Consider the following 21,496-nt stretch of genomic DNA (forward strand, 5'->3'; position numbering starts at 1 on the left):
CTTGAAGTTGAAGAGCTCTTTTAATGAGAGCGACATACTCATAGCAATGATACTGATAGTTGTAATACTGTGGACTTTTGGAAAGGATATACCTCAAATTATCAAGGTTGCTATAACGACCACAATATTGTTCGTGTTTATGAGCATTGCTCTAGTGGTTGGTTCCGAGAACGAGCGCGAATAAGCTTATAGGAGTTTTCTGGCGGGAAGTGGCGGAAGAGGGGCCGTCGTCTAGCTTGGAAGGATGCGGGGCTTGGGCCCCCGTGGTCCGGGGTTCAAATCCCCGCGGCCCCACCTAAGGTCCAAGGGAACTATTCATGCACAGAGTGGCCAGCGTAGTCTTAAACGGTTATAGGGAATGGACCGAAAGCTTGGGGGACGACCGCGAGTGGAAGATTCAGATCAAACAGTCAGAAATAGATATGGTCGCGACCAAGGCGGCGAACGAGCTCGGTGCATTCTATATACCAACTAGAAAAGACGTCTTGTTTTTCTTGCTAAACGGCGTGGATGACCCAATGCCGATCTTCGAAGAAGTATCTAAAGTAAGTCCAGTTCCCATCACGACAACCGTGGGTTGTGGAAGGACGCCGTTAGAAGCGTTGAACTCTCGTTCTCCCTGCGCTTCGACGACTGATATAGCCGCAATACACATCGATATAAACTTTTTCAGGATGAGAGACAAGTACCTCGGTTTCATAGAGTCAGTGAATCTCTTGGACACTATACTCAAAATAGGACTTGGGTTCGGCTCTATCGGGACTTACTTAGGTGGGGACAACGTGCTCTTGTTCTCGGACCCTTCCGTGTCCGAAGAGCTGGCGCGGTTAGTGTCATCGATGTACGACGTGAAGGTGGGAGTAGGGATAGACAAGACTCCAAGGAAAGCCCTCGAGATGGCTGCAAGGGCCTTGAGGAGGTTAAGACGCGATCGAAAGGCTAAGGTCTTGGTCTTGAAATAGTTGTTAGCGCTCTTGGGCGATGAGAGGCGCGCTGGAAGCTGACGGGTGATGCAATTGGCTACATTTCGAGCCCTACTCCTTCCATATTAGCGAAAAGAAGGCCGGTACTAACGTGAACAGTGAGAAAGTAAGTATCATGGGGACTAGGCCCAAGGAGATTGCTATTTCCTTTAATGCCCATATGTTTGACGTTAGGAAAGCCAAGTACGCTACGCTGAAAGTGGTAGCGAAGCCCAATATGAGTTTGTACATAACTGAAGAACTGTAATTTACCGCGTTTAACTTAGAAGCGCAGTCGCCCTCTTCAAGGATCTTACACCTCTCCAAAGCCTCCTTTAGCCCGAAGAAGTAAAACACAGAATAGTCGCTCCCCACGCTGAGGACTACAGTTACTATTAACGGTATTATAACCCACAAGAGAGTCATGTTTAACAGGTGGGTGATCAGCAGCGCTGAGACTCCGAGAGCTACTATTAGCGCGGCTACGGAATTCATAGAGGCTGCTATTACCATTTCGATCCTTCTCAGCAGGCTCGCAAACGTCACTATTGCTACTAACGTCATTATTGGTATGACATAATTAAAAGTTATCTCGTTTACCGCAATTGCTATGTCATAGTTCGTGGCGCTTCGACCGCCTACCAAAACTCTGTCGAACGCCTTGCCTCGCGTCCACACGGCCAAGAAGGACCTCAATTCCTTTATCACACTTATAGCCTTACCTGAGTCCGGCGGCGAGTTGGGGAGCAGGTAGAGCACACACCACCCGTCCTTTATGTATTGGTCGCCTCCCACGAGCTCGAGCACCTTGGGATCCTCTGAAACGAAACGTCCCAACGGGCGGGTATAGGTAAATACGTAGTTGAATTTTCCGCTTTCGATGAAGTATCTCGAAAGGGATTCCACTTCGCTGGCTACCTTATTTAGGTCCGAGTTGCCCATGTGGAGCATGACTATGGTAGGCCCCAAGACCCCGGGGCTGGAGTAGTTCTGTAAGACTACAAAGGCTCTTACTACAGAACTGTCGTGTGGCAAGAACAAGTAGAGGTCGTAGCCGGGTTGCGTACTCATAACGGCGTAAATCGAAGAGAATGTAATTGTTAAAGCAACTAGGAATGTTGTCTTAGGCATATCTATGGAGAGCGCGGTCAGGACGGGGACGGACTGTTTCGCGTTGTTTTCTTTCACTTTCAATACGTCTTTAAATATTATCGTAATTAGGGGTCCTACTACAGCTGTGAAGAAGATAGCTATGGGGACGAATATGCCTAGCGTGACCAGTCCCGGAAGAGTGAAGGTCGAGACCGTCCCGAAGGCCACGAAACCCAAAGAGGCCATTGACGCCGCTATGAGTACGGGCTTTATAGATTCGGTGAACTTCCTTTTGTAGTTGGCTACGGTATAAAGGGAGTAATCTATTCCCATTCCCAGTATGGTCGCTGTCGCTATTACTATGTCTATATTAGAAGGTTTGATGCCGAGATAGGAAATCAAGACGACAATGATCTTATAATACTGCAATACTATATATATTATTAACACCGGTAAGAGAGCGAGCCTTACGCTTCTGACGCTTAGGATCAAGGCTAATAGCACTAAGAAAGCACCTACCTTGTTTACGAAATCTATATCCGCCATAGTAGCTTTCTTTATTTCGTTTGAAATTATAGTGGGGCTGATTACGTATGTCTTGAAACCGGCAATAGTAATAGGTCTAGATATGTCCTCGTTTAATACGAAGAGCAAGTGTCTTCCGTCCCTTCCGACGAGGAGCTCCGTCGCGACGTACTTCGACATGAAATTTTGCGTCATAATATCGAGGACTTTTCTAACGTTGTTTAGCGCCTCCTCCGGCGTGTTGCTCCACACTATTAACCTTAACAAGGACGTTATGTTAGTTAAGCTCTTGAGCAGCTCTAACCTCGGGTCGTTCAATGCTGTGGTCTCGCTCAATATGGTCCTGAGCACAATTTCTCTAATTTGATCCTCACTGAGACCAGGCCCCAGCGCTACTATGCTGTATACCAACGAGTCTATTGCCGATTTGCTAAAACCGTAGCTGTACATCATACGTGCTATATTATTGAAGACACACAGCGCCGCCCTCTTCTCAGCTTCTACGAAGCTCCTAGCACCCACTACTCCGGAGTAGATGCAACTAGGGTATAGGACTCCTTTCTCCTTGAGGTACCACTTCAGTACCCTTTCCGGCTCGACCTTTCCGTAGAGGAGGGACATGGTAAAGTTCAACGGTATCGACAGCTTCTCGAACCTCTTTATGAGGGATATGATAGACATGTAGTTGATCAAGTCATCGGTCATTCCACGGCGAGCGATTACGTCGTCCACATTTTGTTCGCTGGCTCTCACGTTATGTGATTTAAAGATTTCGATTATCCCCTTCCTCTCGCACGCAGTTGCTAGCACGGTAAGGGGGGTCCTCGCCACTATCGAACGAACTATTGCGTTTTTCATACACTCGTCCTTTACACCCATGAACTTAACTACTAGTTCGCCTAGGACCCCTTTACTCCCCTCCACGGCGTTTAGGATTAAGAGGGCCGTGTTGACGTCGAGCGACATGGTCCCTCGCAAAACTTCAGTCAACGCGCTGTTGACCTCTTCTTTGGTCGCGTTGGGAGATAGGGCAGTGGCCAACAACACAACGCTTTGCATCTCCTTATCAGTAATATTGAAGTAATCGTGGTAGTCCAGCAAGTTGGTGGGCGCTAAGGAGACAAAATAACCTAGGACGGTAGTGACGAACTTGGTGCTCGGGCGGGTGCCGTTGCACAGGGGCGCGTTCCAACTGCTCACAGTATAGAGGAAAGCTTGCGAGAAGAGCCCCCTTACGGCAGCTTCGAGCCCCTCTCCTTTGCCCAATTTTATGGTCAAGTCCCTAACGCTTCCCTTACCCTCGCATAATTCGTATAATCCCTTCTTGAAGTCATTGTAAGCTTGTACGTAGTAAGTTCTGATAGTTTTAAATGCAGTTATTATAGATTTTGCTTTATCGAGTAGTTGACTTATTATGTGTAAAGTGATCGGCAGTTGGGCTACGTACTTCTCCTCTTCGGTGACGAACCGCTTTTCGAACTCGTTTACATCGGACGCTACGCCTTCCCAGAACTTGTGGTATTCGGAGTAGGTTTTGTTTATCGTCTTGAGGTCGTTATACACCTTCCAAGCGTCGAAGGTCGCTTCGTAGACGTATATCCCTATACCGTCCAGTTGTTCTGCCAAGTCCTTGAGATACTTAATGTATTTAAAATTAGCGGTTATGTATTTTACCATACTTTGGTTTAAAGCTTTATATATTCTTTTCCTTAGAGTAAAATAGTCCAAAGTTGAATACACGCCGTACGTTTTCCTTAACGTTGAGTTTATTTTGGTGCCGAAATCGGGAGGCAACTCGTCGTAGGTGGAGTTGTGGAGTTCTAGGAGTACTACGGAGCCTCCGAAACTAGTGCCGCCCGAAGGGGCTAACAGCTTCTGTACTTCGTAGGACTGCGACAAGGTGGGAGTCATGTTTATTAGAGTAGGTTGGGGGGAGGGGAGACGAGCAGAGATCGCTAACAACGCTATCAAAGCTACGCTCGCTAACCCCGCCCTTTTCAAAACCCCTCCCCGACTTTCTCGCCCTCCGCCCCCCTCTCTCAATTAAATATCTTGCGACAAATAGGACGCTGAGTTTCTGAACCTCGCTTGCCGGAAAGTAAGTGGGGTTCTGCAGTGTGCATTCAGTATTCGAGGAGGCTGGCAAAGGAGTTCAAGAGGTGGCTCCATGAAGATTCGCCGTTGGGAGACGTTACGACAGACGCCATCTTCTGGGCTAACAACGACCACGAAAGAGTCATGGAAGTTCACGCCCGTAGCCGCGTGTACATGGTATGTCCTTCATTGATTGAGGGCGCGCTGGGCGCGCTTGGAGTTGAGCCGGAGTTCATTGCACCCACTGGGTGGACCCAAGGCGTCGTCGTCAGCATTAGAGGCCTCACAAAGGAGCTCCTACTGATTGAACGAACATTGCTTAATTTCCTCATCCACGTGCTTTCGATATCAACAGAAGTGAGGAAGGTTAGAGAGCTCCTCGACTCCTCTGGGTTCAATAACGTAAGGGTGGCAGTTACTCGGAAGACCGTTCCGGGAATGAGGTTGTGGGCTAAGCTGTTTGCCAAGGCGGCGGGAGCAGATACTCACAGGATGAGCTTGAGCGACATGGTACTGATAAAAGATACTCATATAAATGCGTTCGGGGACCTCTTAGGGGCTGTGAAGGCGGCAAGGGCAACTGCGTCGTTTGCGCACAAGATAGAGGTCGAGGTGTCCAGCGAGGAGGAGGCTTTAGAGGTTCTGCCTTATGTGGACGTAGTGATGTTAGACAATATGGAACCTGAAGAGGCCAAGAGAGTTGCGTGCAGATTAAAGGAAGCGAAGCCGTCGGTGATAGTGGAAGTAAGCGGAGGTATAAACAAGGAGAACGTTCTCCAATACGTCAATGAGTGCGTCGACGTGGTGAGCATGGGGTATTTGACTCTCTCGCCCCCTATCGTCGACTTAGGTGCGGAGATAAGATGAAGGTGTGCGTCATAGGCTGCGGGAACGTAGGGAGGATAATAGTCAGGAACAAAGATTTCTTAAATACAAATCTTAAGTTTTTCGACAAGAGCTCGGAGAAGTGTCTCAAGTTGTGCGAAGAGGAGAAGTGTGAAGTCTCCAAGACCTTTGACGAGTTCTTAGAGGGGTGCGACTTGGTAGTTGAGGCGGCTTCCCCCGAGGCCGTCAAGCAGTACGCTCCCTCAGTTTTGAGGAAGGCCGACATGGTGATATTGAGCGTGAGCGCCTTGATGGACAAAGCGCTATACGACGAACTTATGAGGATAGCGGAGGAACACGACACCTCGATAGTAATCCCGAGCGGGGCAGTGGCCGGGATAGACGCGATTAAGGCTATGAGCAACGCTGGGATAGAGGAAGTTAGTGTGACGACTACTAAAAACCCGAAGGCGTTAGGTGTAGATGTCAAGAGTAGGACGGTCCTTTTTGAAGGACCTGCGAGCGAGGCCGTGAAGAGGTTTCCCGTGAACGTCAATGTGGTGGCAACGGTATCGTTGGCGGCGGGAAAGGAAGCTACGGTTACCGTAGTCGCCGATCCCTCGGTAGATAAGAATATCCACGAAATAAAGGTCAAGTCGAAAGTCGGACAGCTCTACATAAAGGTAACAAACGTGCCCAGCCAAGACAACCCAAAAACCAGCTTGCTGGCCGCTCTATCTCTCATAGAAACCCTCAAGGAGCTTACCGGGAAACGGCGCATAAGAGTAGGTACGTAACAATTCCTAAGGCCCCAACTTAATTTCCTCTGAAGGAAGGGGTTCGTGGATGGGAGTTATGAAGAGCTTTGGCGACCTCATATACGCTCCCGAGAGGGCTGAAGGAGAGGCCATATCCAAGGTAGAAACCCACACGCCCAAGATAGAGGCGCCGGAAAAGGTCAAGGCCGACGAACCCTTCCAAGTGAGGGTGTCCGTGGGCCCACACCCCAACGAGGCAGCTCACAGCATACGCTGGATAGAGTTGTACTTCTACGAGGAGGGCAGAGCGTTCAACCCGATAATGTTGGGAAGGGTGGCCTTTGAGCCCGGGTACGCCGAGCCTGACGTAACCTTCACCTTGAAGCTGAAGAAGTCTGGCGTGCTCTACGCCATATCTTACTGCAACCTCCACGGCCTATGGGAAGCCCGCAAGGAGATAAAGGTCGAGTAACTTCAACTTTTTACTTTTCCTCAAAGCGTCCGGGAGGAAATGAATGCGTTTTCCCTCTTGCCTAAGGAGCTCAAGGAAGCTCTGAAGAAGAAGGGAATATTCTCCCCAACGCCAATTCAAGAAAAGGCCATACCGATCGTCCTTCGAGGTTACCACGCCCTAATAATGGCGCCCACCGGGAGCGGCAAGACCGAGGCCGCCCTCTTACCTGTGGCGGCCCGCATAATACGGAAGGGCTCGTTCGGCGAGCTCAAGGCCCTCTACGTAACGCCCTTGAGGGCGTTGAACAGAGACATAGGCGTTAGGGCGTTAGAACTCCTCAAGGAGGCCGGGCTGAACGTGGACGTCTGGCACGGCGACACGCCCTACAGCAGGAGGCGAAAAATAATAGAACGTCCCCCGGAGATCCTCGTCACTACTCCAGAAAGCTTAAACATAATCCTAGTCAACAAAGACATGATTAAACGTTTAGGAAGCGTAGAGTACGTAATTATTGACGAGCTACACGAACTCATCGAGGACAAGAGGGGGGCCGAACTGGCTGTCGCGCTCGAGAGGCTCTCCCAGAAGGCGCGGGTGCAGAGAATAGGCGTGAGCGCTACCATATCTAACGTAAACTTGGCCAAGAAGTTCTTAGGAGGGGGTAGGTTTGTAGTAGACATAGCGGACGAAACGGTAAAGAAGCCGAGAATAAAGGTATATGTTGAGGACTCCTTCGATAATATGGTTTCTAAGGTAAAGGACGTCATAAGGAATACGAGCGGGACAGTTTTGATATTCACAAATACGAGGGACACAGCAGAAGTGTTGGGCAAACTCCTGAAGGAGGAAATCGGAGAAAAGGTCGCGGTCCACCACGGTTCCCTCTCCAAGAAAGAGAGGGAAGGGGTGGAGCGCCGCGCCCGCAAGGGTGAGCTCAAGGTAATTGTGGCTACCTCCTCCTTGGAGCTCGGGATAGATATAGGATCCGTCAAACACGTCGTGCAGTTCGCCTCCCCGCGCAGGGTGACTAACTTGGTCCAGAGGGTGGGGAGGGCCGAGCACAAGCCTTACGAGAGCCCCGTGGGGAGCGTGGTGACTGGGCTGAAGCCGTACGAGGCCTTCGAGGCGTTAGTGATAGCTAAGAGAGCTGAGAGGGGGAACCTCGAGGAGGTAAAGGTTCACGAGAACCCATTGGACGTGTTGGCACACCAAATAGTCGGAATACTCGTCGAGGCCCCTCGCCACAAGGAGCAAGTGTTCGACCTCGTGAGGAGGGCTTACCCGTTTTGGAACTTAGACTACGCAGACTTCGAAGAGGTCTTAAGTCTACTCGTTGGGAACAAGCTGATCTCGTGTGACGGGAGCTTCTGTCGCGCTACGAAGAAAGGGGAGATCTATTATAGGACTACGGGAATGATTGTTGAGAGCAAGCAATACAAGGTAATAGTGTACGGGACTAACGAGGTAGTGGGAACGCTCGACGAAGAGTTCGTAGTTGAGCTGGAGCCGGGCGACACGTTCGTCTTAGGGGGGAAGGTCTGGAAGCTTATAGGCGTGGACAACGAAAGCGTTTTCGTTGAGAAGTCCGAAGGCGAAGGCCCTCCTCCGAGCTGGGAGGGCGAACTGATACCAGTGGACAGGAAGGTGGCGAGAGAGGTAGGCGCGCTTAAGAGGGCCTTCGACGCGCTCATCGACCTTTATCCAGCGGACCGGGAGAGCAAAGAAAAATTGAGGAAGTTCTTAAAAAGCATTGAAGGGCCCGTAGCAAACGACAAGGTTGTGGTGGTTGAGGCGGAGGGGAGCGTAATAGTCTATAACGTGCATGGGGGTAGTAACGCGAACCTCGCCTTGGCTTACGCCCTCTCCGAGCTGGCCCGTCAAGAGTTCGGATCGGCGTCCTTCAATACTACGCCCTACCACGTGATCCTTTTCCTTCCTAAGGAAGTGGACGAAAAGGTGGCCGAGCGCCTCTTCAAGTCGCTCAAACAACACGACCTAGAAACGCTTGTGAAGGCCTCTGTGAGACGCTCCAGACTGTACGCTTGGAGGTTAGGTAAGGTATTGGTGAGGATGGGTCTGTTAAACAGAAAGAGTATTAGCCTAGACGAGCTCAAGAAGGTAGAAAAGGCGTTAAGGAAGGTTTATTTGGACCTACCGCCTGGTAGAGAAGCTTTGAGGGAAATCTTCGTAGAAAAGATAGATATCGAGGGGGCTAAGGAAATAGTAGAGAGAAGCACGTTGGTTGTGAGGAGGGGGTTCAGCGAGCAGTCCAAGTGGGCGCTGGAGGGAGCTTGGTACACGAAGGACGTTTCCTCCTCTCCTCGGGTGGCCGTCAAGGAAGCCGTTAGGCTCAGGTTGGAGAGCCGAGAAGTGACGATGGTTTGTCTGCTCTGTGGGAGGAAGTGGAGAGGGAAGGTCAAGGACGTGGACGTGAGGTGCGCGTGCGGCTCAGTCACCGTGGTCCCCAGCTTCAACGAGAAGGAAATCGAAGAAGTTGCCGAAATGATAGCATTTGGGAAGGAGCCAGACAAGAAGTTGAAGAAGGTGGCCGAAGAGGTGAGGAACAGAGCAATGTTAGTGTCGGTCTACGGGAGGGACGCATTGATGGCTCTCGCCGGAAGGGGCGTAGGCTCCAAGACGGCGGCAAGGATCTTAAGCGACGTGAGGGCCGGACTTAAGGACTTGGTAGACGCCATCATAGATGCTGAGAAGACTTACGTTAGGACAAAGAGGTACTGGTAGGCGATGAGGACACGCATCCTTGCCCGAGGAAGGGTGAGGACCGAATCCCGGGCCGAGCCCCCTTCAGTTAACGCCAAAGCGATCCTTTCCAATTATCTTGATCAATGAGATGGCTATGTCAGCACCCTTAACACACGATCTCAACATTTCTAAGTAAGCTTTTAAGATATCTATCCTCTCGTCTTCCAATTCGTTTTCAAGCTCTTCTAGTATTTCCATCATCGCTTTAGCTATTTGAGAACACACCTCCAAGCTCTGACCGAGGTAGCTCCTCACGAATCCCTTTATATCCACCCGTGGCCCCTTGAGGGGGTAGCTAGGGATGGGGAAGAGGCTGAAGGTGCAAAGACGCGGCAGAGGGACGCCCCAGTGGAGGAACAGAGGCCACCTAAGGGTGGCGCCCGGCCGGTACCCCTCGCCCGAAGTGCTTAAGCTGAACGAAACTTACGAAGGGTACGTAGTGGAGCTCAGACACGACCCGGGCCGCTGGGTCCCGCTGGCCCACATAGTAGTCCCCAACGTGGCCGACTTCTGGATTCCCGCCGCCGAAGGTATGTACACCGGTCAAAAGGTGCAGATAGGCCCCAACGCCGCCCCGACGAACGGCAACATCTTACCCCTTTACGCGGTTCCAGAGGGAACCCAAATATTCAACGTAGAGATAAGGCCTGGCGATGGGGGGAAGCTCGCGAGGAGCGGAGGGGCTTACGCGATCCTCGTTGGCAAGAGCGGAAACACCGCGATAATACAGCTCCCGAGCGGCAAAGTGAAGCAAGTTAACGCTAAGGCGAGGGCCACCGTCGGCATCGTTGCCGGGGCGGGGAGAGACGAGAAACCGCTGCTGAAGGCCGGAAATGCGTACTACAAGTGGAAGGCCAAAGCCAAGAAATGGCCCGTGGTGAGGGGTGTCGCTATGAACGCAGTCAACCACCCCCACGGCGGCGGGAACCACCAGAGCCCCGGCCACCCGACCACGGTCGCGAGGAACGCCCCGCCAGGCCAGAAAGTCGGCCACATCGCAGCCCGGTGTACCGGAAGGGGCTGCAAACAAGCCAAAGCGAGGCTCGGCCTCAAGTGAAATACTTCACGAAAATTCGCTCATTAATCCACTCGTTTTTGGGCCTCCGGGGAAGAGAGTGGTCAAGGTCCTCGTTGTGGCCTTCGGAGGCCAGTACAATCATCTAATAAAGAGGAGCATAGAGAGGATAGGTCACGAGGCCTCGCTCCACCCTTATAACCTTCCCCCGCCCGAAGAGAGCGAGTTCGACTGTGTGGTGTTCGGGGGCGGCCCCCTGACAATGCCTAAAGACTTCGACAAAGTTAGGGGCTTGGACGCCTACTTGCGGTGGGAGAAGCCGATCCTAGGTATCTGCTTGGGGCACCAAGTCTTGGCCCTCCTGAACGGCGGCAAGGTAGGCCCCTCCCCTAAGCCGGAGTACGGCGACGTCACTATATTTGTGGACGACGAGGACGAAATACTAAAGGGCTTAGGGCCGTCGTTCAGAGCTTGGGAAAGCCACAACGAAGAGGTGCTCCAAGAGCCACCGGAGAGCAAGGTTATAGCTCACAGCGAGAACACCCGTGTGCAAGCCCTTAAGTATTATAACGGGCCATATTACGGCGTCCAGTTCCACCCCGAGGTCCAACACACCGAGAAGGGGCCGTTAGTCTTCCAAAACTTCGTCGAGCTGTGCAAAAGGTGACGCGTATAAAAATAGTTTTTTACCCCCGATAGGACGGGGCGCGAAAGTGTCTCAAACCAAGGGCGTAGAGATAAGTCGGACTGAGCTCAAGAGGCTCTTGAAGGAGCTGGAGCAGTGGAGCGCCCCCGCGACGACCTTGTTGAGCTTGTACATACCGCCCGGCAGGCCTGTGGGGGACGTCATGGAACTCTTAAGGAAAGAACTGAGTGTTGCAGATAACGTAAAGCTGAAGAAGACCAGGGAGGCGGTTAAGGCCGCCCTGACCGCAGCTATGGAGAGGTTAAAGATGTTCGACAAGGTTCCCCCCAACGGCCTTGTGATATTTTGTGGCGTCAATCCGAACACGGAGAAGTTGGAATGCTTTACCTTCTCGCCGCCGGACAAGGTTCCGGTGTTCTTCTATAGGACTGACAAGAAGTTCCACACCGAGTTCCTTAAAGATATGGTCGAGGAGCCCGAGGTTTACGGCCTAATATTGGTAGAGAGGGGACGGATGATAGTGGGGGCGCTCAAGGGCTCAAGGATAGAGGTCTTAGGAGAGGCTACGGGCTTCATACCCGGCAAGCACCACCGCGGCGGTCAGTCCCAGAGGAGGTTCGACCGACTGATCGAACAAGCGGCGGAAGCCTTTTACAAACACGCAGGGGAGAGGGCTTCTCAGCTCTTGTTGCCCTACTTGGAGCAAGGGAAACTAAAGGGAGTCCTCATAGGTGGACCTGCCTTCTCTAAACAAGACTTCTTAGAGGCAGGAGGTTTGGACTACAGAATAAAACAACTCACCATAGGCCTTTACGACGTGGCTGACGTGGACGAGCACGGGCTTCACGAACTCGTTCAGAGGGCGGCAGACGACATAAAAGGTCAGAAGTACGCTGAGGCCACTAAGGCTTTGGAGGAGTTCAAACGCCACTTGGCCAGGGACACGGGCTACGCAGTATACGGCGAGGCCGAAACTTTGGAGGCGCTGAATATGGGCATGCTAAAGACTTTGTTAATATCGGAGGACCACCCGCGCTTGGACGAAATAACGGAGCTCGCGAAGAGGTATGGCACGGAGGTAGTCGTTATAGAAGGCGTTCCCGAAGCCGAGTGGTTTAAGAAGACCTTCGGTATAGCAGGAATCAAGAGGTTTAAGTGACTTCGGACCCCCGCCTCGAAGGGGCGAGCGACCTCTCCAGAGCAACGAAGACCCTTCAATAGTCTACGTGAACAAGGGCGCACGAGCCGCTCACATACCTAAAGCGTTCACCATTACCGTTTGCTCGGGAGGAACTTGGAACCCACACTCCGCCAGCTCCTCGTACTGATGTTAAGGAATAAGGGCTACGGAGTTACCGAAATAGCGAGGTTGTTGAACACTTCAAAACAGAACGTAACTTCCCTTATAAAGCGGGGCACGAAGAACGTAAAGAAGTACGAAGTTATGTGTAAGTTATTGAAGGCCAGCGCCGCAAAGCACGTCGCTTTCTTCGATAAGGGAACAAACTTGTACTTCGCGGCCTCGCAATTGATAGATATAGCGGACTCATTGGCAATAAAGCTCAAGGGTAACGTTAACGATATCATGGCCTATTTGAAGTTTGAAGGTGATGTAATTGAAGGAGTTTTAGCCAAGCCTCACGCTGTAGGACTGATGGGTGACGGGAGTTTGGTCGTGTTGAAAGACGAGAGCTTGGAAGAGTTTGGTAAACTAATATCACTTTATAATGCCGTCGTTAATAAGGGAGAATTGGGCGACGGGTAAACGGGAACTAGTTTGAAGAAGCGAGTGCCCGCCTTAATCATCACCCTCTTGCTCCTCGCCCTCGGCACGGTGCGCTTGGCGACCCGCGAAGCCGGCGGCAGCTCGGAGAGGAGCTTGCTCGTCTTTTTGCCGGCCGCGGGGAAGAAGGTGTGGCAAGAGCTGATCCCGTTGTTCGAGAAGGAGTACGAAGTGAAGGTGAACGTCGTTTACGGCTCGTCGGGGAGGCTGCTGCAGCAAGCCTACTTGTCGGGCAGGGGCGACGTGCTCGGGAGCGCCACTCCGCCTTACATGGACGAGGCCGTGAAGTATGGAATAGTATACCCGGAGAGCGTCACCTACGTAGCTTGTATGAAGCCAGCCATATTGCTTCCCAAGAACTCAAACATATCGGGACTTAACGACTTAGTAAAGGAAAAAGTTAGGGTGCTCATGTGCGACCCGGAGAGCTGCGCCGTCGGCAAGTTCTTCAAGTACGCCTTATCGAAGGAAGGTTTGTGGGAGAAAATATCTAAAAAGGTAGTCGGGTACACCGAGAGCTTCTCCAAACTGGTAGTTGCGTTAATCATGGGAGAGGCCGACGCGGCCTTGGGGTGGAACGTAGCGACTGCGTGGTACCCCGGGAAGCTCAAGGCCGTGATGCTTAACCTCACCGGTCCTTACAAACCGTGCATAACCGTGGCGGTGCTTAAGAGCTCGAACAACCCGGAGTTGGCGAGACTCTTTGTAAACTTCTTAAGCTCGAGGGAGGCCCTCCAGAAGTTCCTAGATTACGGTTACTTCCCGCAAAGGTGAAGGCATTGAAGGCATTGGCAATTACCCTCGCCCTCTTGGGAACTTTAATAATTTTGTCGCCCTTTACCGTGGTACCGCCAGCCAAAGTCTTAGCGGAGATGTTGGACCGGGAGGTCCTCTTTGCTGTGTGGCTGAGCTTGTGGACGTCCTCTATTTCCACAGCTTTAGTCTTAAGTTTGGCTGTCCCTGCGGCCTACTCCCTCTCTCGCGGCTTCCGGGGAAGCAGCTTCGTGGAGGCAGTTTTGAGCGCTCCCAACGCCCTGCCCCCGGTGGCTGTGGGAGCGCTGTTGTTGATTTTCTTCTCTCATACGCCTTTGGGTAAGTTAATAGATAGCGTGATCCCCGTCGTGTTCAGCGTGCCCGGGATAATAGTGGCGCAGACGTCAGTTACCTTTCCTTTGGCTTTAAAGCCGTTGAGGACGGCGATGAAGGACTTACACGAGGACGTCCTATTGATGGTGAGGACACTCGGTTGCAACACTTTCTGTTTAATAAAAAAAGTTATATTACCTTCAATTTCTAATTCGCTGAAATCGGCATCAGCGTTGGTCTTCACGAGGTCATTGGGTGAGTTCGGGGCGACGGTGATGTTGGCCGGATCAATAAGATTTAAGACAGAAACGCTTCCGATAGCTATATACCTTAATATGAGTTCTGGTAACTTGGAAAAGATGATAGCATTGATAACTTTGACCTCTTTCCTTGGCTTTGCTCTACTATCTGTATCGAGGAGGTGGGAACAATGATAATTGCAAGAAATATAACAATAAAATATGGAAAATATACCTTGATGAGCAACTTTAGCTTCCGCGCCGAGGGCATAACGCTAATAGTGGGTCCAAACGGGGCCGGGAAGAGCAGCTTGTTGAGGTGTTTGGCTGGCGGAAACAACTGTTCCGGCTACATAGAGGTCTGCGGTAAAGTGGTCCAAGACGGGACAAAGGGCCTCCCCCCGGAAGAGAGGGGCTTGGTCTACTTGCCCCAGTTCGGGCTCTTGATACCCAACTTGAAGGTAATCGACGCTTTAAGCATGGTAAAGCGATTCGACGAGGAAGTCATTGACATTCTGGGGATTAGGAATATCTTTAATAAAAAGATCAAGGAGTTATCCGGGGGGCAGTTAAGGAAGCTCAGCTTAGCGCTGGTACTCTTGAGCGGCAAGAAGGTCTGGTTGTTGGACGAACCGCTGGCCGGGGTGGACTCGGGGAGCAGGCTGGAAATAACCAACTTCATAGCGGACTACTCCAAGTCTCGTGGGGCGACGGTCGTATGGGCGACTCACATGCCCGAACCTAAAGAGGTGGCCGAGCGCGTGATAGAGATAGGGCGATGAGGAGGTGCTTTAGGTCGCCGAGAAGGTGACGAGGGATCAACCGGCCGAGCCGAAAAGCTTTTTAATTAGTAGAGGGAACCGCCCCCGGAAGCATCGGGGCCGTCGTCTAGCCCGGAAGGACGCCGCCCTTACGAGCTCTGGGCTGGGAGAGGCGGTAGTCCGGGGTTCAAATCCCCGCGGCCCCACCACGCACGTCTCGTAACGTAATCACACGCCTCCGCATCAGAAAACCAAAAACAAGGCTCGCCCTCGGGAGCATTGATCTCTAACAATACTATCATGAATCCCAGCTCATGTAATGTCGTCCTCCACTCACTTAATATACGCCCCTGTTACTTTGACGCTCCAAAGGGCCTTACATAATGACACGCTGCCCAGTGGTCGTGCTCGACCTCGACGACTTTGGGCTCTTCCCTCTTACACACGTCTGACCTCAACGGGCAACGAGGGTGGAAGCGGCACCCAGAAGGGGGGTTCGCCAAGTCCGGCGGGCTCCCCGGGATCCACTTCAGCTCCCCTCCCCTAAGGCGGGGAGTCGACTCCAACAGCAGCTTCGTGTATGGGTGGACCGGGTTCCTCAGCACCTTATCCGCTCTACCGTACTCGACCACCTTTCCAGCGTACATTATCATGAGCTTGTCGCTCAGGGCGCTTAAGACTCCCAAGTCATGGCTTATTAATATTATGCTGAGGCCTTTCGTGGCTTGCAGTCCTTTCATCAAATTTATTATTTGGGCTTGGACGACTACGTCCAGCGCGGTTGTGGGCTCGTCTGCAATTACGTAATCTGGGTCGAACAGTAAGGAGAGCGCTATCGCCACCCTCTGCTTTTGGCCGCCCGAGAGCTGGTGGGGGTAACGGTCAGCCACCTCCGGGGGTAAGGACACCATTTTTAGCAGCTTCTCCGTTAGGGACCTGGCCGCGTCTTCGTTCTCGAAAGCTCCGTGGGCCTTTAAGGTTTCCTTGAAATGTTGGTAAACGGTGTAGACCGGGGTTAGGCTGTTCATGGCTCCTTGGAAGACCATGCTTATCCTCTTCCACCTAATTTCCTTCCTGAAGCTCTCGTAGTCCATGCTCAAGATGTCGACTCCGTCCAGGAGGACTTTCCCTCCCACCACTCGTCCCGGCCGCTCCACGAGCCTCATGATAGCCATGCCCGCGGTACTCTTCCCGCATCCGCTCTCCCCGGCTATTCCCAAGTTCTCTCCCTTCCTCAACTCAAAGCTGATGCCGTCTACTGCTTTGACTACGCCCTTGCGCGTGTAGTAATACACTTTGAGGTCCTCAACTTCTAGCAAGGCTTACACCTCCCTCAACTTGGGATTCAATATAACATCCATCGCGTGTCCGATCATGGCGAAGCTCAGCGCGACCAACGCCACCATCAGTCCCGGCGGGAGTATCCACCACCAATACCCGTTGACGCTGGCCCCGTAAACTTGCGCGTCGTGGAGCATCCACCCCCACGTGGGCACGTTGGGGTCGCCCAAACCCAAGAAGTCTAACGAAACTTCCGTGAGGATCGCTCCCGGTACTCCCAGAGCCACTTGGGCGGCAGTGTACGGCAACACTTGAGGTAAGATATGTTTGAACATTATCCAGAACGGCCCGGCGCCGGCGGCCTTGGCCGCTAGGACGTACCCCTCGTTCTTAATACTGAGAACCATTGACCTAACTACTTTAGCGACGCCCATCCAAGAAAACACTGCTATTAACAATATTATTAGAATCAGACTCGGCTTGTAAATTATGGCCAACAGTATTAAGAGGGGTAGAGGAGGTATGGAGTACCACGTCTCCAGGACCCTTTCCATAATTTTGTCTACCTTCCCGCCGACGTACGCACTCACCAACCCGTAGACCGTTCCCCAAAGGGCTGCAATTAAGCTCGTTAATACTCCAATCAACAAGCCGTAGGGGAGACCGACCATGGTAAAGATGAATATGTCGCGACCGAAGACGTCAGTCCCCATGAGTCCGTATACGTTACCGTCTACAATCAACTTGCTAGTTACGTTAATTTTCCCCAAACCAATTATATTAATAATTATCTTGTACTCACCGTTTAAGACTTTACCGTCTTTGTTCGTAAACAAGAGTTTGGTCACTGGTACGTCTGACGCTGAGGCCCAACGGTAGACGTTGTTCTTTATTTCGTCAAAGTTGTTGAACGATATTATGTTTGGCACGTCGCGGGCGCTGGCTTGTAGGAGCTCCACCACCTCCCCGCCGGGGCGCACCACCTTAATCATGACTGCAGGTGGCGTTTTGTAGTGAACTACTAGTATCAGCTTTATGTCGTTGGGGACGTCCCCGTACCGGTAGTTCATGCGGTACTCTTCTGTGACGTTTAGGACCCTTCCGCCGTACATGGATTTAACGGTTTCGTTGGTGGGCACCATTTCGAAGGTAGGAACTACCTCTTTTGGGTAGAAGATTTGACCGAACCAGCTGGGCGGCACTGCAGACGGGTAGACCGACCAGAAAGTGATGTTCTTCCAGAGCTTTTGGTGGTTACTAAAGGCAGTTAAAGAATAAATCGAGAGGATCAACAAGACGAGGAAAGTTAGCATCCCGAAGAGGCCGGAGCTTTGGGACAACAGATCCCTCAAGAACTCTTTCAAGGTCCTTCACCACCTTACCCTAGGATCCAGAATAATGTACATTATATCCAATATAACCATAGCAATTACGAAAACCAACGTAAACACGTAAGTTAAGCCGAGTATGACCGGCACGTCCAAAGTTTCTATTGCCTCCCAGTAGAGCAGGCCCATGCCAGGCCAGTTGAACACTATCTCAGTTATTATCGCTCCGCTTAAGGAAGCTACTAAGCTTAACGCTATCATAGTCAAGATTGGAGGTATAGAAGGCCTCAAGACGTGCCTTAAGAGGACCGTCCTCTCCGCTAGTCCTCTGGCCTTAGCTGCCAAGACGAAGTCCTCTTTGGTCACGCCGACCAATATGCTTCTGGTTACGTAAGCCCACCCGCCTACGCTGACCAAGACTATGGTCAGCAGCGGGAGGGTCATGTGGTAGAGTAAGTCAGCCACGTAAGCGACGGGGTCAGAGGGAGGGGGAACGCTGGTCATGCCTCCGGAGGGGAACAGCCCCAAGGCGTATGAGAATATTTCTATCATTATCATTCCTATCCACCACATGGGGAAGCTCGCAGAGACCAGAGCAGATATGGTGACTAACTTGTCTATCGCGCTGCCCCTCTTGTAGGCGGCGAGCAGACCCAACAGTATACCTATGACGGCCGAAACTACGGTGGCGGTGGTGAACAAGAGTACCGTTCTGGGGAGCCTTTCCAATATAATGTCCTTGACTTGCTGCGACCCGGAGTTGGACCGAAGTACGTGACTCCTCATGTCCAAAGTTACTACCGTCGAGAGGTAGTAGGGTAAGTTGACGTACCACGGCCTGTCGAGGCCTTCGGCCTTTATCCTCTCCTCCACTTGTTTTTTTATGAATTCTTTGACGTTCTCCCCTAGCTTCTGGACTAGCTGAGGCTGACTCATTACCCACCTCTTTACTTCGTCCTCTATCATTTGCTTTTTTATTTCCGCTATGAGACCCCCGAACATGGCTACGGTAATTATTAGGACTATCAGTAGCACCAAGACCGCATCGAGCAAGCGGCTCGCTATCTTTAGGGTCAACTGATTGTTGTACTTTAACCCAAGGATAAATAAGATCCCCCAAAGGGGTAACGAATAATAAGGTACTATGAAACTAATCGCCATGGTTAAGATAAAAATAGTCAACGCGAGCTTTCTTGGCGGAACTGACAATACTGTAAGCCCCGCGCTGCCGCGCCGCGTTCATTATTTTCGTTGCTCCCCTTCGCGCGGCCTAAGGGACCTCGCTTTGACGTGCGCTATATTGGTGAAGACTGATATCGGAATGGAAAGGTACGTAGCTAACGTACTCAGGGTTCCTTGCAAAAGGGTGGTCCCAGCCCCAATGGGCTTTAAGGGCCTCATCTTAGTAGAGGAATGTGAGGACTTCGAGAAGGCGTTTCAGATAATCTCGAAGGTCCCAGAGGTAATTAGAGTAATGAAGGCAGAACGGTGTGTGAAGGCTAACTTAGACGACTTGAGAAGAGTCGCCGAAGAGATGGCAAAAAGGTTTGAAGGTAAGAGGTTTGCGGTGAGGACCGTAAGAAGGGGCAAACACCCCTTTACCTCCGTCCAAGTTAACGCGGAGCTCGGCTCGCTCATCTTGTCTAAGACAAACGCGAAGGTAGACCTCTCGGACCCGGAGGTGGTACTCATGGTAGAAATAGTGGGGGACAAGGCATTCGTCGCAGTCGTTTCTCCCGAGTACTACGCAATGAAGAAAAAGAAAGGAAAGATCGACTCGTCAGAAATAATAAGGAAGGTTGTAGTAGTTCAGGAACCTTACTTGGGCCCCTTGGAGGGCGTCAGAGAGGTCTCCAAGAGGGTCGGGAGGGTGTTACAGAGCTTCGGCGTAGGAACTTACTACGCCGCGCTTACCGGGGAGGCTGACGGCGACCAGCTGGCGGAGTTCTTAAAGGGGGTTAGGGAAGGGGCCGAGTCCAGGAGGAGACAGAGAGAGAAGAGCGAGGGCAATGCTAGTAAGTTGCAAGTAAAGGTGTTTGACATGTATCACTTGGTTGCCTCGAGAGGGAAGAAGGACTTAGTTATAGTGTTCGAACCCGAGGGTAAGAGCTTCGAGGAAGTTATGGAGGAGCTGGGAAAGGCGGCGAGGAGGGCCAGAAGGGTGTACCTAGTCCTAGGCTCCCGGAAGGGAGTGCCCATGGGTCTATACAAGTTCGCGGACTTCGTGGTGGACGTCGCCCCTGGCACGGTCCTCTCGACGGAAACAGCCGTGGCGGCAGCCTTGGAGGTCACTGTTATAGCCTTCTTGGCCTCACAAAGGTCCGACGTCGGGCCACCCTTGCCTTCGGCCGGTTCCGGCGAGGCGGGTAAGGGCCTGAGGGCCCTTGAGAATCAAGAGGGCTAGGTTCTCTGCGTGCTCTTTGGCCCTCTGCACGGCTACCTCCTTTAGCTTGCGTGGGTCGTCCGTTTCATCTTCGTGTACAGTTACGTCTATTATATGCTTGCCGTAGTTCATCTGGAGCATCTGAAGGGCAATGCTGTAGGCCAAATAGGAGAACTTGTCCGTCATGCTGGGGCCCACCCACCCCAACGTTATTACGCCGTCGCAGCCTTCGTCCAACAACCTCTTCGCGGCTACGACCACGTCCTTTATTCCGGGAACGGTATACCTCTTCAGTTTCAACGCCGGAACCCTCTTCTTCAGTACCTCAATGGCGTACTTAGCCATGTCTATTCTAGAGAACGTGGTGTCTACCACGCCTATACAGACCAACTACCTCCCCCTAGCCCCCTCGAGGTTCCCTATTTTTACCTCCACCCCACTCCGAGCGGGAAAAACAGTGAAATGTCTTAAAAGAGAATGGCTAAGGAGGTTGCGCACCTACCACTTGCCCCCAAAGCCCAAGGTCGTCAAGGCTAGGCTTCACCTAAACGAGAACCCGAACCCTCCCCCAAGCAGAGTAATAGAGGCTGCCTTGAGGGCTGCGGAAGCCGGCAACCTCTACCCAGACCCCGAGAGGCTGTGGAGGCTCCGGGAAGCGGCCGCTAAGTACTACGGCCTCCCGGGCCCGGAGTGGGTGTTGCCCACCCTAGGCTCCGACACCGCGCTCAGGCTGGCTTTCGAGTGCTGTGCCCTCCGGGGCTCTGCGAGGCTCCCCTATCCGAGCTTCCAAGCCTATCCCCCCCTGTTGGGGGCGGCTGGCGCGAGGTTGTTGTACTCCAACCTGCTCGTCGAAGAAAATAAGTTCGAGCTTAACTTGGATGACTTTACCTCAGTCAAAGCAGACATAGCAGTGATAGACACTCCAAACAACCCTACGGGCTCTCTCCTACTACACCCGGAACAACTGTCCCGGTTAACCAAGGCCTTTCCCTCAGTCCTCGTGGACGAGGCCTACGCGGAGTTTGCTCCCTTCAGCTTAACGCCCTTAGTAGTCGAGTACGACAATGTTTTCGTGACTAGGACATTGAGCAAGGCATTTGCCTTAGCCGGCTTCAGGATAGGTTTCCTAATATCGACTCCGGACAACGTAGAGGAGCTATCGAAGATGCTTCTGCCCTACGACATACCCTCTGTCACTGTAGAAGCCGCGTTGGCCGCGCTGGAGGACCCCTCTTACTCTAAGGACTACATAAGCTACGTAAACTCTGAGAAGAAAAGAATGAAGGACAAACTAGAAGCTTTGGGATGGAAGGTCTTCGAAAGCTATACCAATTTCGTGTTGGTGAAGGCATTCAAGGGGGTCGTCAGCGAATTCGAGAAGATGGGCATAATGGTGAGGAGAGTGCCTCTCGGCGAAGAGTGGTTCAGGGTGAGCGTGGGCAGCAAGGAGGAGATGGAACTGTTCTACGAAGCCTCAGAGAACTTGACAAAAAAGTAAAGT

The 21,496-nt window shown here is 52.0% G+C and carries 21 protein-coding genes and 2 tRNA genes; 17 read left to right on the forward strand and 6 right to left on the reverse strand.

Translation table 11 applies throughout. The features are described 5' to 3' along the window. Position 1 precedes the first annotated feature (1 nt). From AC1HCZ_RS06165 to AC1HCZ_RS06175, 3 genes are all read left to right on the forward strand, one after another. Positions 2-184 carry a hypothetical protein gene (locus tag AC1HCZ_RS06165; RefSeq protein ID WP_479462661.1) on the forward strand — a complete coding sequence of 61 codons (183 nt, stop codon included), beginning with the start codon at positions 2-4 and terminating at the stop codon, positions 182-184. 36 nt (positions 185-220) lie between these two features. Then, positions 221-294, forward strand: a tRNA-Pro gene (locus AC1HCZ_RS06170). A gap of 23 nt (positions 295-317) precedes the next feature. Continuing rightward, on the forward strand, positions 318-962 hold the full coding sequence (locus AC1HCZ_RS06175; RefSeq protein ID WP_479462662.1) for a GTP cyclohydrolase IIa: 645 nt from the start codon (positions 318-320) through the stop codon (positions 960-962). A gap of 72 nt (positions 963-1,034) precedes the next feature. Here AC1HCZ_RS06175 and AC1HCZ_RS06180 read toward each other — a convergent pair whose 3' ends face one another. Then, entirely contained in the window at positions 1,035-4,580 is a 3,546-nt protein-coding gene (locus AC1HCZ_RS06180; RefSeq protein ID WP_479462663.1) for an MMPL family transporter, read from the reverse strand. Between the two features lie 87 nt (positions 4,581-4,667). On the opposite strand from AC1HCZ_RS06180, the gene nadC reads away from it, so the two are divergent. From nadC to AC1HCZ_RS06200, 4 genes are read left to right on the forward strand one after another with little or no spacing between them, the layout of a single operon-like run. Beyond that, entirely contained in the window at positions 4,668-5,540 is an 873-nt protein-coding gene (gene nadC / locus AC1HCZ_RS06185) for a carboxylating nicotinate-nucleotide diphosphorylase (protein ID WP_479462664.1), read from the forward strand. Further along, positions 5,537-6,295 carry an aspartate dehydrogenase gene (locus AC1HCZ_RS06190; RefSeq protein ID WP_479462665.1) on the forward strand — a complete coding sequence of 253 codons (759 nt, stop codon included), beginning with the start codon at positions 5,537-5,539 and terminating at the stop codon, positions 6,293-6,295. Before nadC ends, AC1HCZ_RS06190 begins: the two co-directional genes overlap by 4 nt. 58 nt (positions 6,296-6,353) lie before the next feature. Further along, a complete protein-coding gene (locus AC1HCZ_RS06195; RefSeq protein WP_479462692.1) occupies positions 6,354-6,728 on the forward strand; it encodes a class II SORL domain-containing protein in 375 nt (124 codons plus the stop codon). Between the two features lie 39 nt (positions 6,729-6,767). Continuing rightward, a complete protein-coding gene (locus AC1HCZ_RS06200; protein ID WP_479462666.1) occupies positions 6,768-9,452 on the forward strand; it encodes a DEAD/DEAH box helicase in 2,685 nt (894 codons plus the stop codon). Between the two features lie 63 nt (positions 9,453-9,515). Here the strand turns inward: AC1HCZ_RS06200 and AC1HCZ_RS06205 are convergent, their stop codons facing one another. Further along, positions 9,516-9,746, reverse strand: coding sequence for a hypothetical protein (locus tag AC1HCZ_RS06205; protein WP_479462667.1), 231 nt, complete (start codon positions 9,744-9,746; stop codon positions 9,516-9,518). Positions 9,747-9,774: 28 nt separating this feature from the next. Between AC1HCZ_RS06205 and AC1HCZ_RS06210 the strand changes: the two genes are divergently transcribed. From AC1HCZ_RS06210 to AC1HCZ_RS06245, 8 genes are all read left to right on the forward strand, one after another. Beyond that, entirely contained in the window at positions 9,775-10,530 is a 756-nt protein-coding gene (locus tag AC1HCZ_RS06210) for a 50S ribosomal protein L2 (RefSeq protein WP_479462668.1), read from the forward strand. 58 nt (positions 10,531-10,588) lie between these two features. Further along, positions 10,589-11,155 (forward strand): GMP synthase subunit A, encoded by a 567-nt coding sequence (locus tag AC1HCZ_RS06215; RefSeq protein WP_479462669.1) that lies wholly within the window; start codon positions 10,589-10,591, stop codon positions 11,153-11,155. A 46-nt stretch (positions 11,156-11,201) separates the two neighbouring features. Beyond that, positions 11,202-12,293, forward strand: coding sequence for a peptide chain release factor aRF-1 (gene prf1, locus AC1HCZ_RS06220; RefSeq protein ID WP_479462670.1), 1,092 nt, complete (start codon positions 11,202-11,204; stop codon positions 12,291-12,293). A gap of 135 nt (positions 12,294-12,428) precedes the next feature. Next, a complete protein-coding gene (locus tag AC1HCZ_RS06225; protein ID WP_479462671.1) occupies positions 12,429-12,899 on the forward strand; it encodes a hypothetical protein in 471 nt (156 codons plus the stop codon). Positions 12,900-12,911: 12 nt separating this feature from the next. After that, positions 12,912-13,691 (forward strand): molybdate ABC transporter substrate-binding protein, encoded by a 780-nt coding sequence (gene modA / locus AC1HCZ_RS06230; RefSeq protein WP_479462672.1) that lies wholly within the window; start codon positions 12,912-12,914, stop codon positions 13,689-13,691. 5 nt (positions 13,692-13,696) lie between these two features. Then, on the forward strand, positions 13,697-14,437 hold the full coding sequence (locus tag AC1HCZ_RS06235; RefSeq protein WP_479462673.1) for a molybdate ABC transporter permease subunit: 741 nt from the start codon (positions 13,697-13,699) through the stop codon (positions 14,435-14,437). Next, on the forward strand, positions 14,434-15,024 hold the full coding sequence (locus AC1HCZ_RS06240) for an ABC transporter ATP-binding protein (RefSeq protein ID WP_479462674.1): 591 nt from the start codon (positions 14,434-14,436) through the stop codon (positions 15,022-15,024). The genes AC1HCZ_RS06235 and AC1HCZ_RS06240 overlap by 4 nt, the downstream gene beginning before the upstream one ends. A 95-nt stretch (positions 15,025-15,119) precedes the next feature. Further along, positions 15,120-15,212, forward strand: a tRNA-Val gene (locus AC1HCZ_RS06245). Between the two features lie 144 nt (positions 15,213-15,356). Here AC1HCZ_RS06245 and AC1HCZ_RS06250 read toward each other — a convergent pair. The 3 genes from AC1HCZ_RS06250 to AC1HCZ_RS06260 are packed head-to-tail and all read right to left on the reverse strand — an operon-like array spanning position 15,357 to position 18,773. Next, positions 15,357-16,322, reverse strand: a complete 966-nt coding sequence (locus AC1HCZ_RS06250) for an ABC transporter ATP-binding protein (RefSeq protein ID WP_479462675.1) — start codon at positions 16,320-16,322, stop codon at positions 15,357-15,359. Between the two features lie 3 nt (positions 16,323-16,325). After that, positions 16,326-17,648 (reverse strand): ABC transporter permease, encoded by a 1,323-nt coding sequence (locus tag AC1HCZ_RS06255; RefSeq protein ID WP_479462676.1) that lies wholly within the window; start codon positions 17,646-17,648, stop codon positions 16,326-16,328. 6 nt (positions 17,649-17,654) lie between these two features. Then, positions 17,655-18,773 carry an ABC transporter permease gene (locus tag AC1HCZ_RS06260; RefSeq protein ID WP_479462677.1) on the reverse strand — a complete coding sequence of 373 codons (1,119 nt, stop codon included), beginning with the start codon at positions 18,771-18,773 and terminating at the stop codon, positions 17,655-17,657. Positions 18,774-18,897: 124 nt separating this feature from the next. Here AC1HCZ_RS06260 and AC1HCZ_RS06265 point away from each other — a divergent pair, with 124 nt between their 5' ends. After that, the gene (locus AC1HCZ_RS06265; protein ID WP_479462678.1) at positions 18,898-20,016 is read left to right on the forward strand and encodes an SPOUT family RNA methylase; all 1,119 of its coding nucleotides are present in this window, start codon (positions 18,898-18,900) and stop codon (positions 20,014-20,016) included. On the opposite strand, the gene ribC is transcribed toward AC1HCZ_RS06265, so the two are convergent. After that, on the reverse strand, positions 19,924-20,385 hold the full coding sequence (ribC, locus tag AC1HCZ_RS06270) for a riboflavin synthase (protein ID WP_479462679.1): 462 nt from the start codon (positions 20,383-20,385) through the stop codon (positions 19,924-19,926). The genes AC1HCZ_RS06265 and ribC overlap by 93 nt on opposite strands. Positions 20,386-20,452: 67 nt before the next feature. Between ribC and AC1HCZ_RS06275 the strand changes: the two genes are divergently transcribed. Next, positions 20,453-21,493, forward strand: a complete 1,041-nt coding sequence (locus tag AC1HCZ_RS06275) for a pyridoxal phosphate-dependent aminotransferase (protein ID WP_479462680.1) — start codon at positions 20,453-20,455, stop codon at positions 21,491-21,493. Positions 21,494-21,496 lie beyond the last annotated feature (3 nt).

It is taken from the genome of Ignicoccus sp., assembly GCF_056435145.1.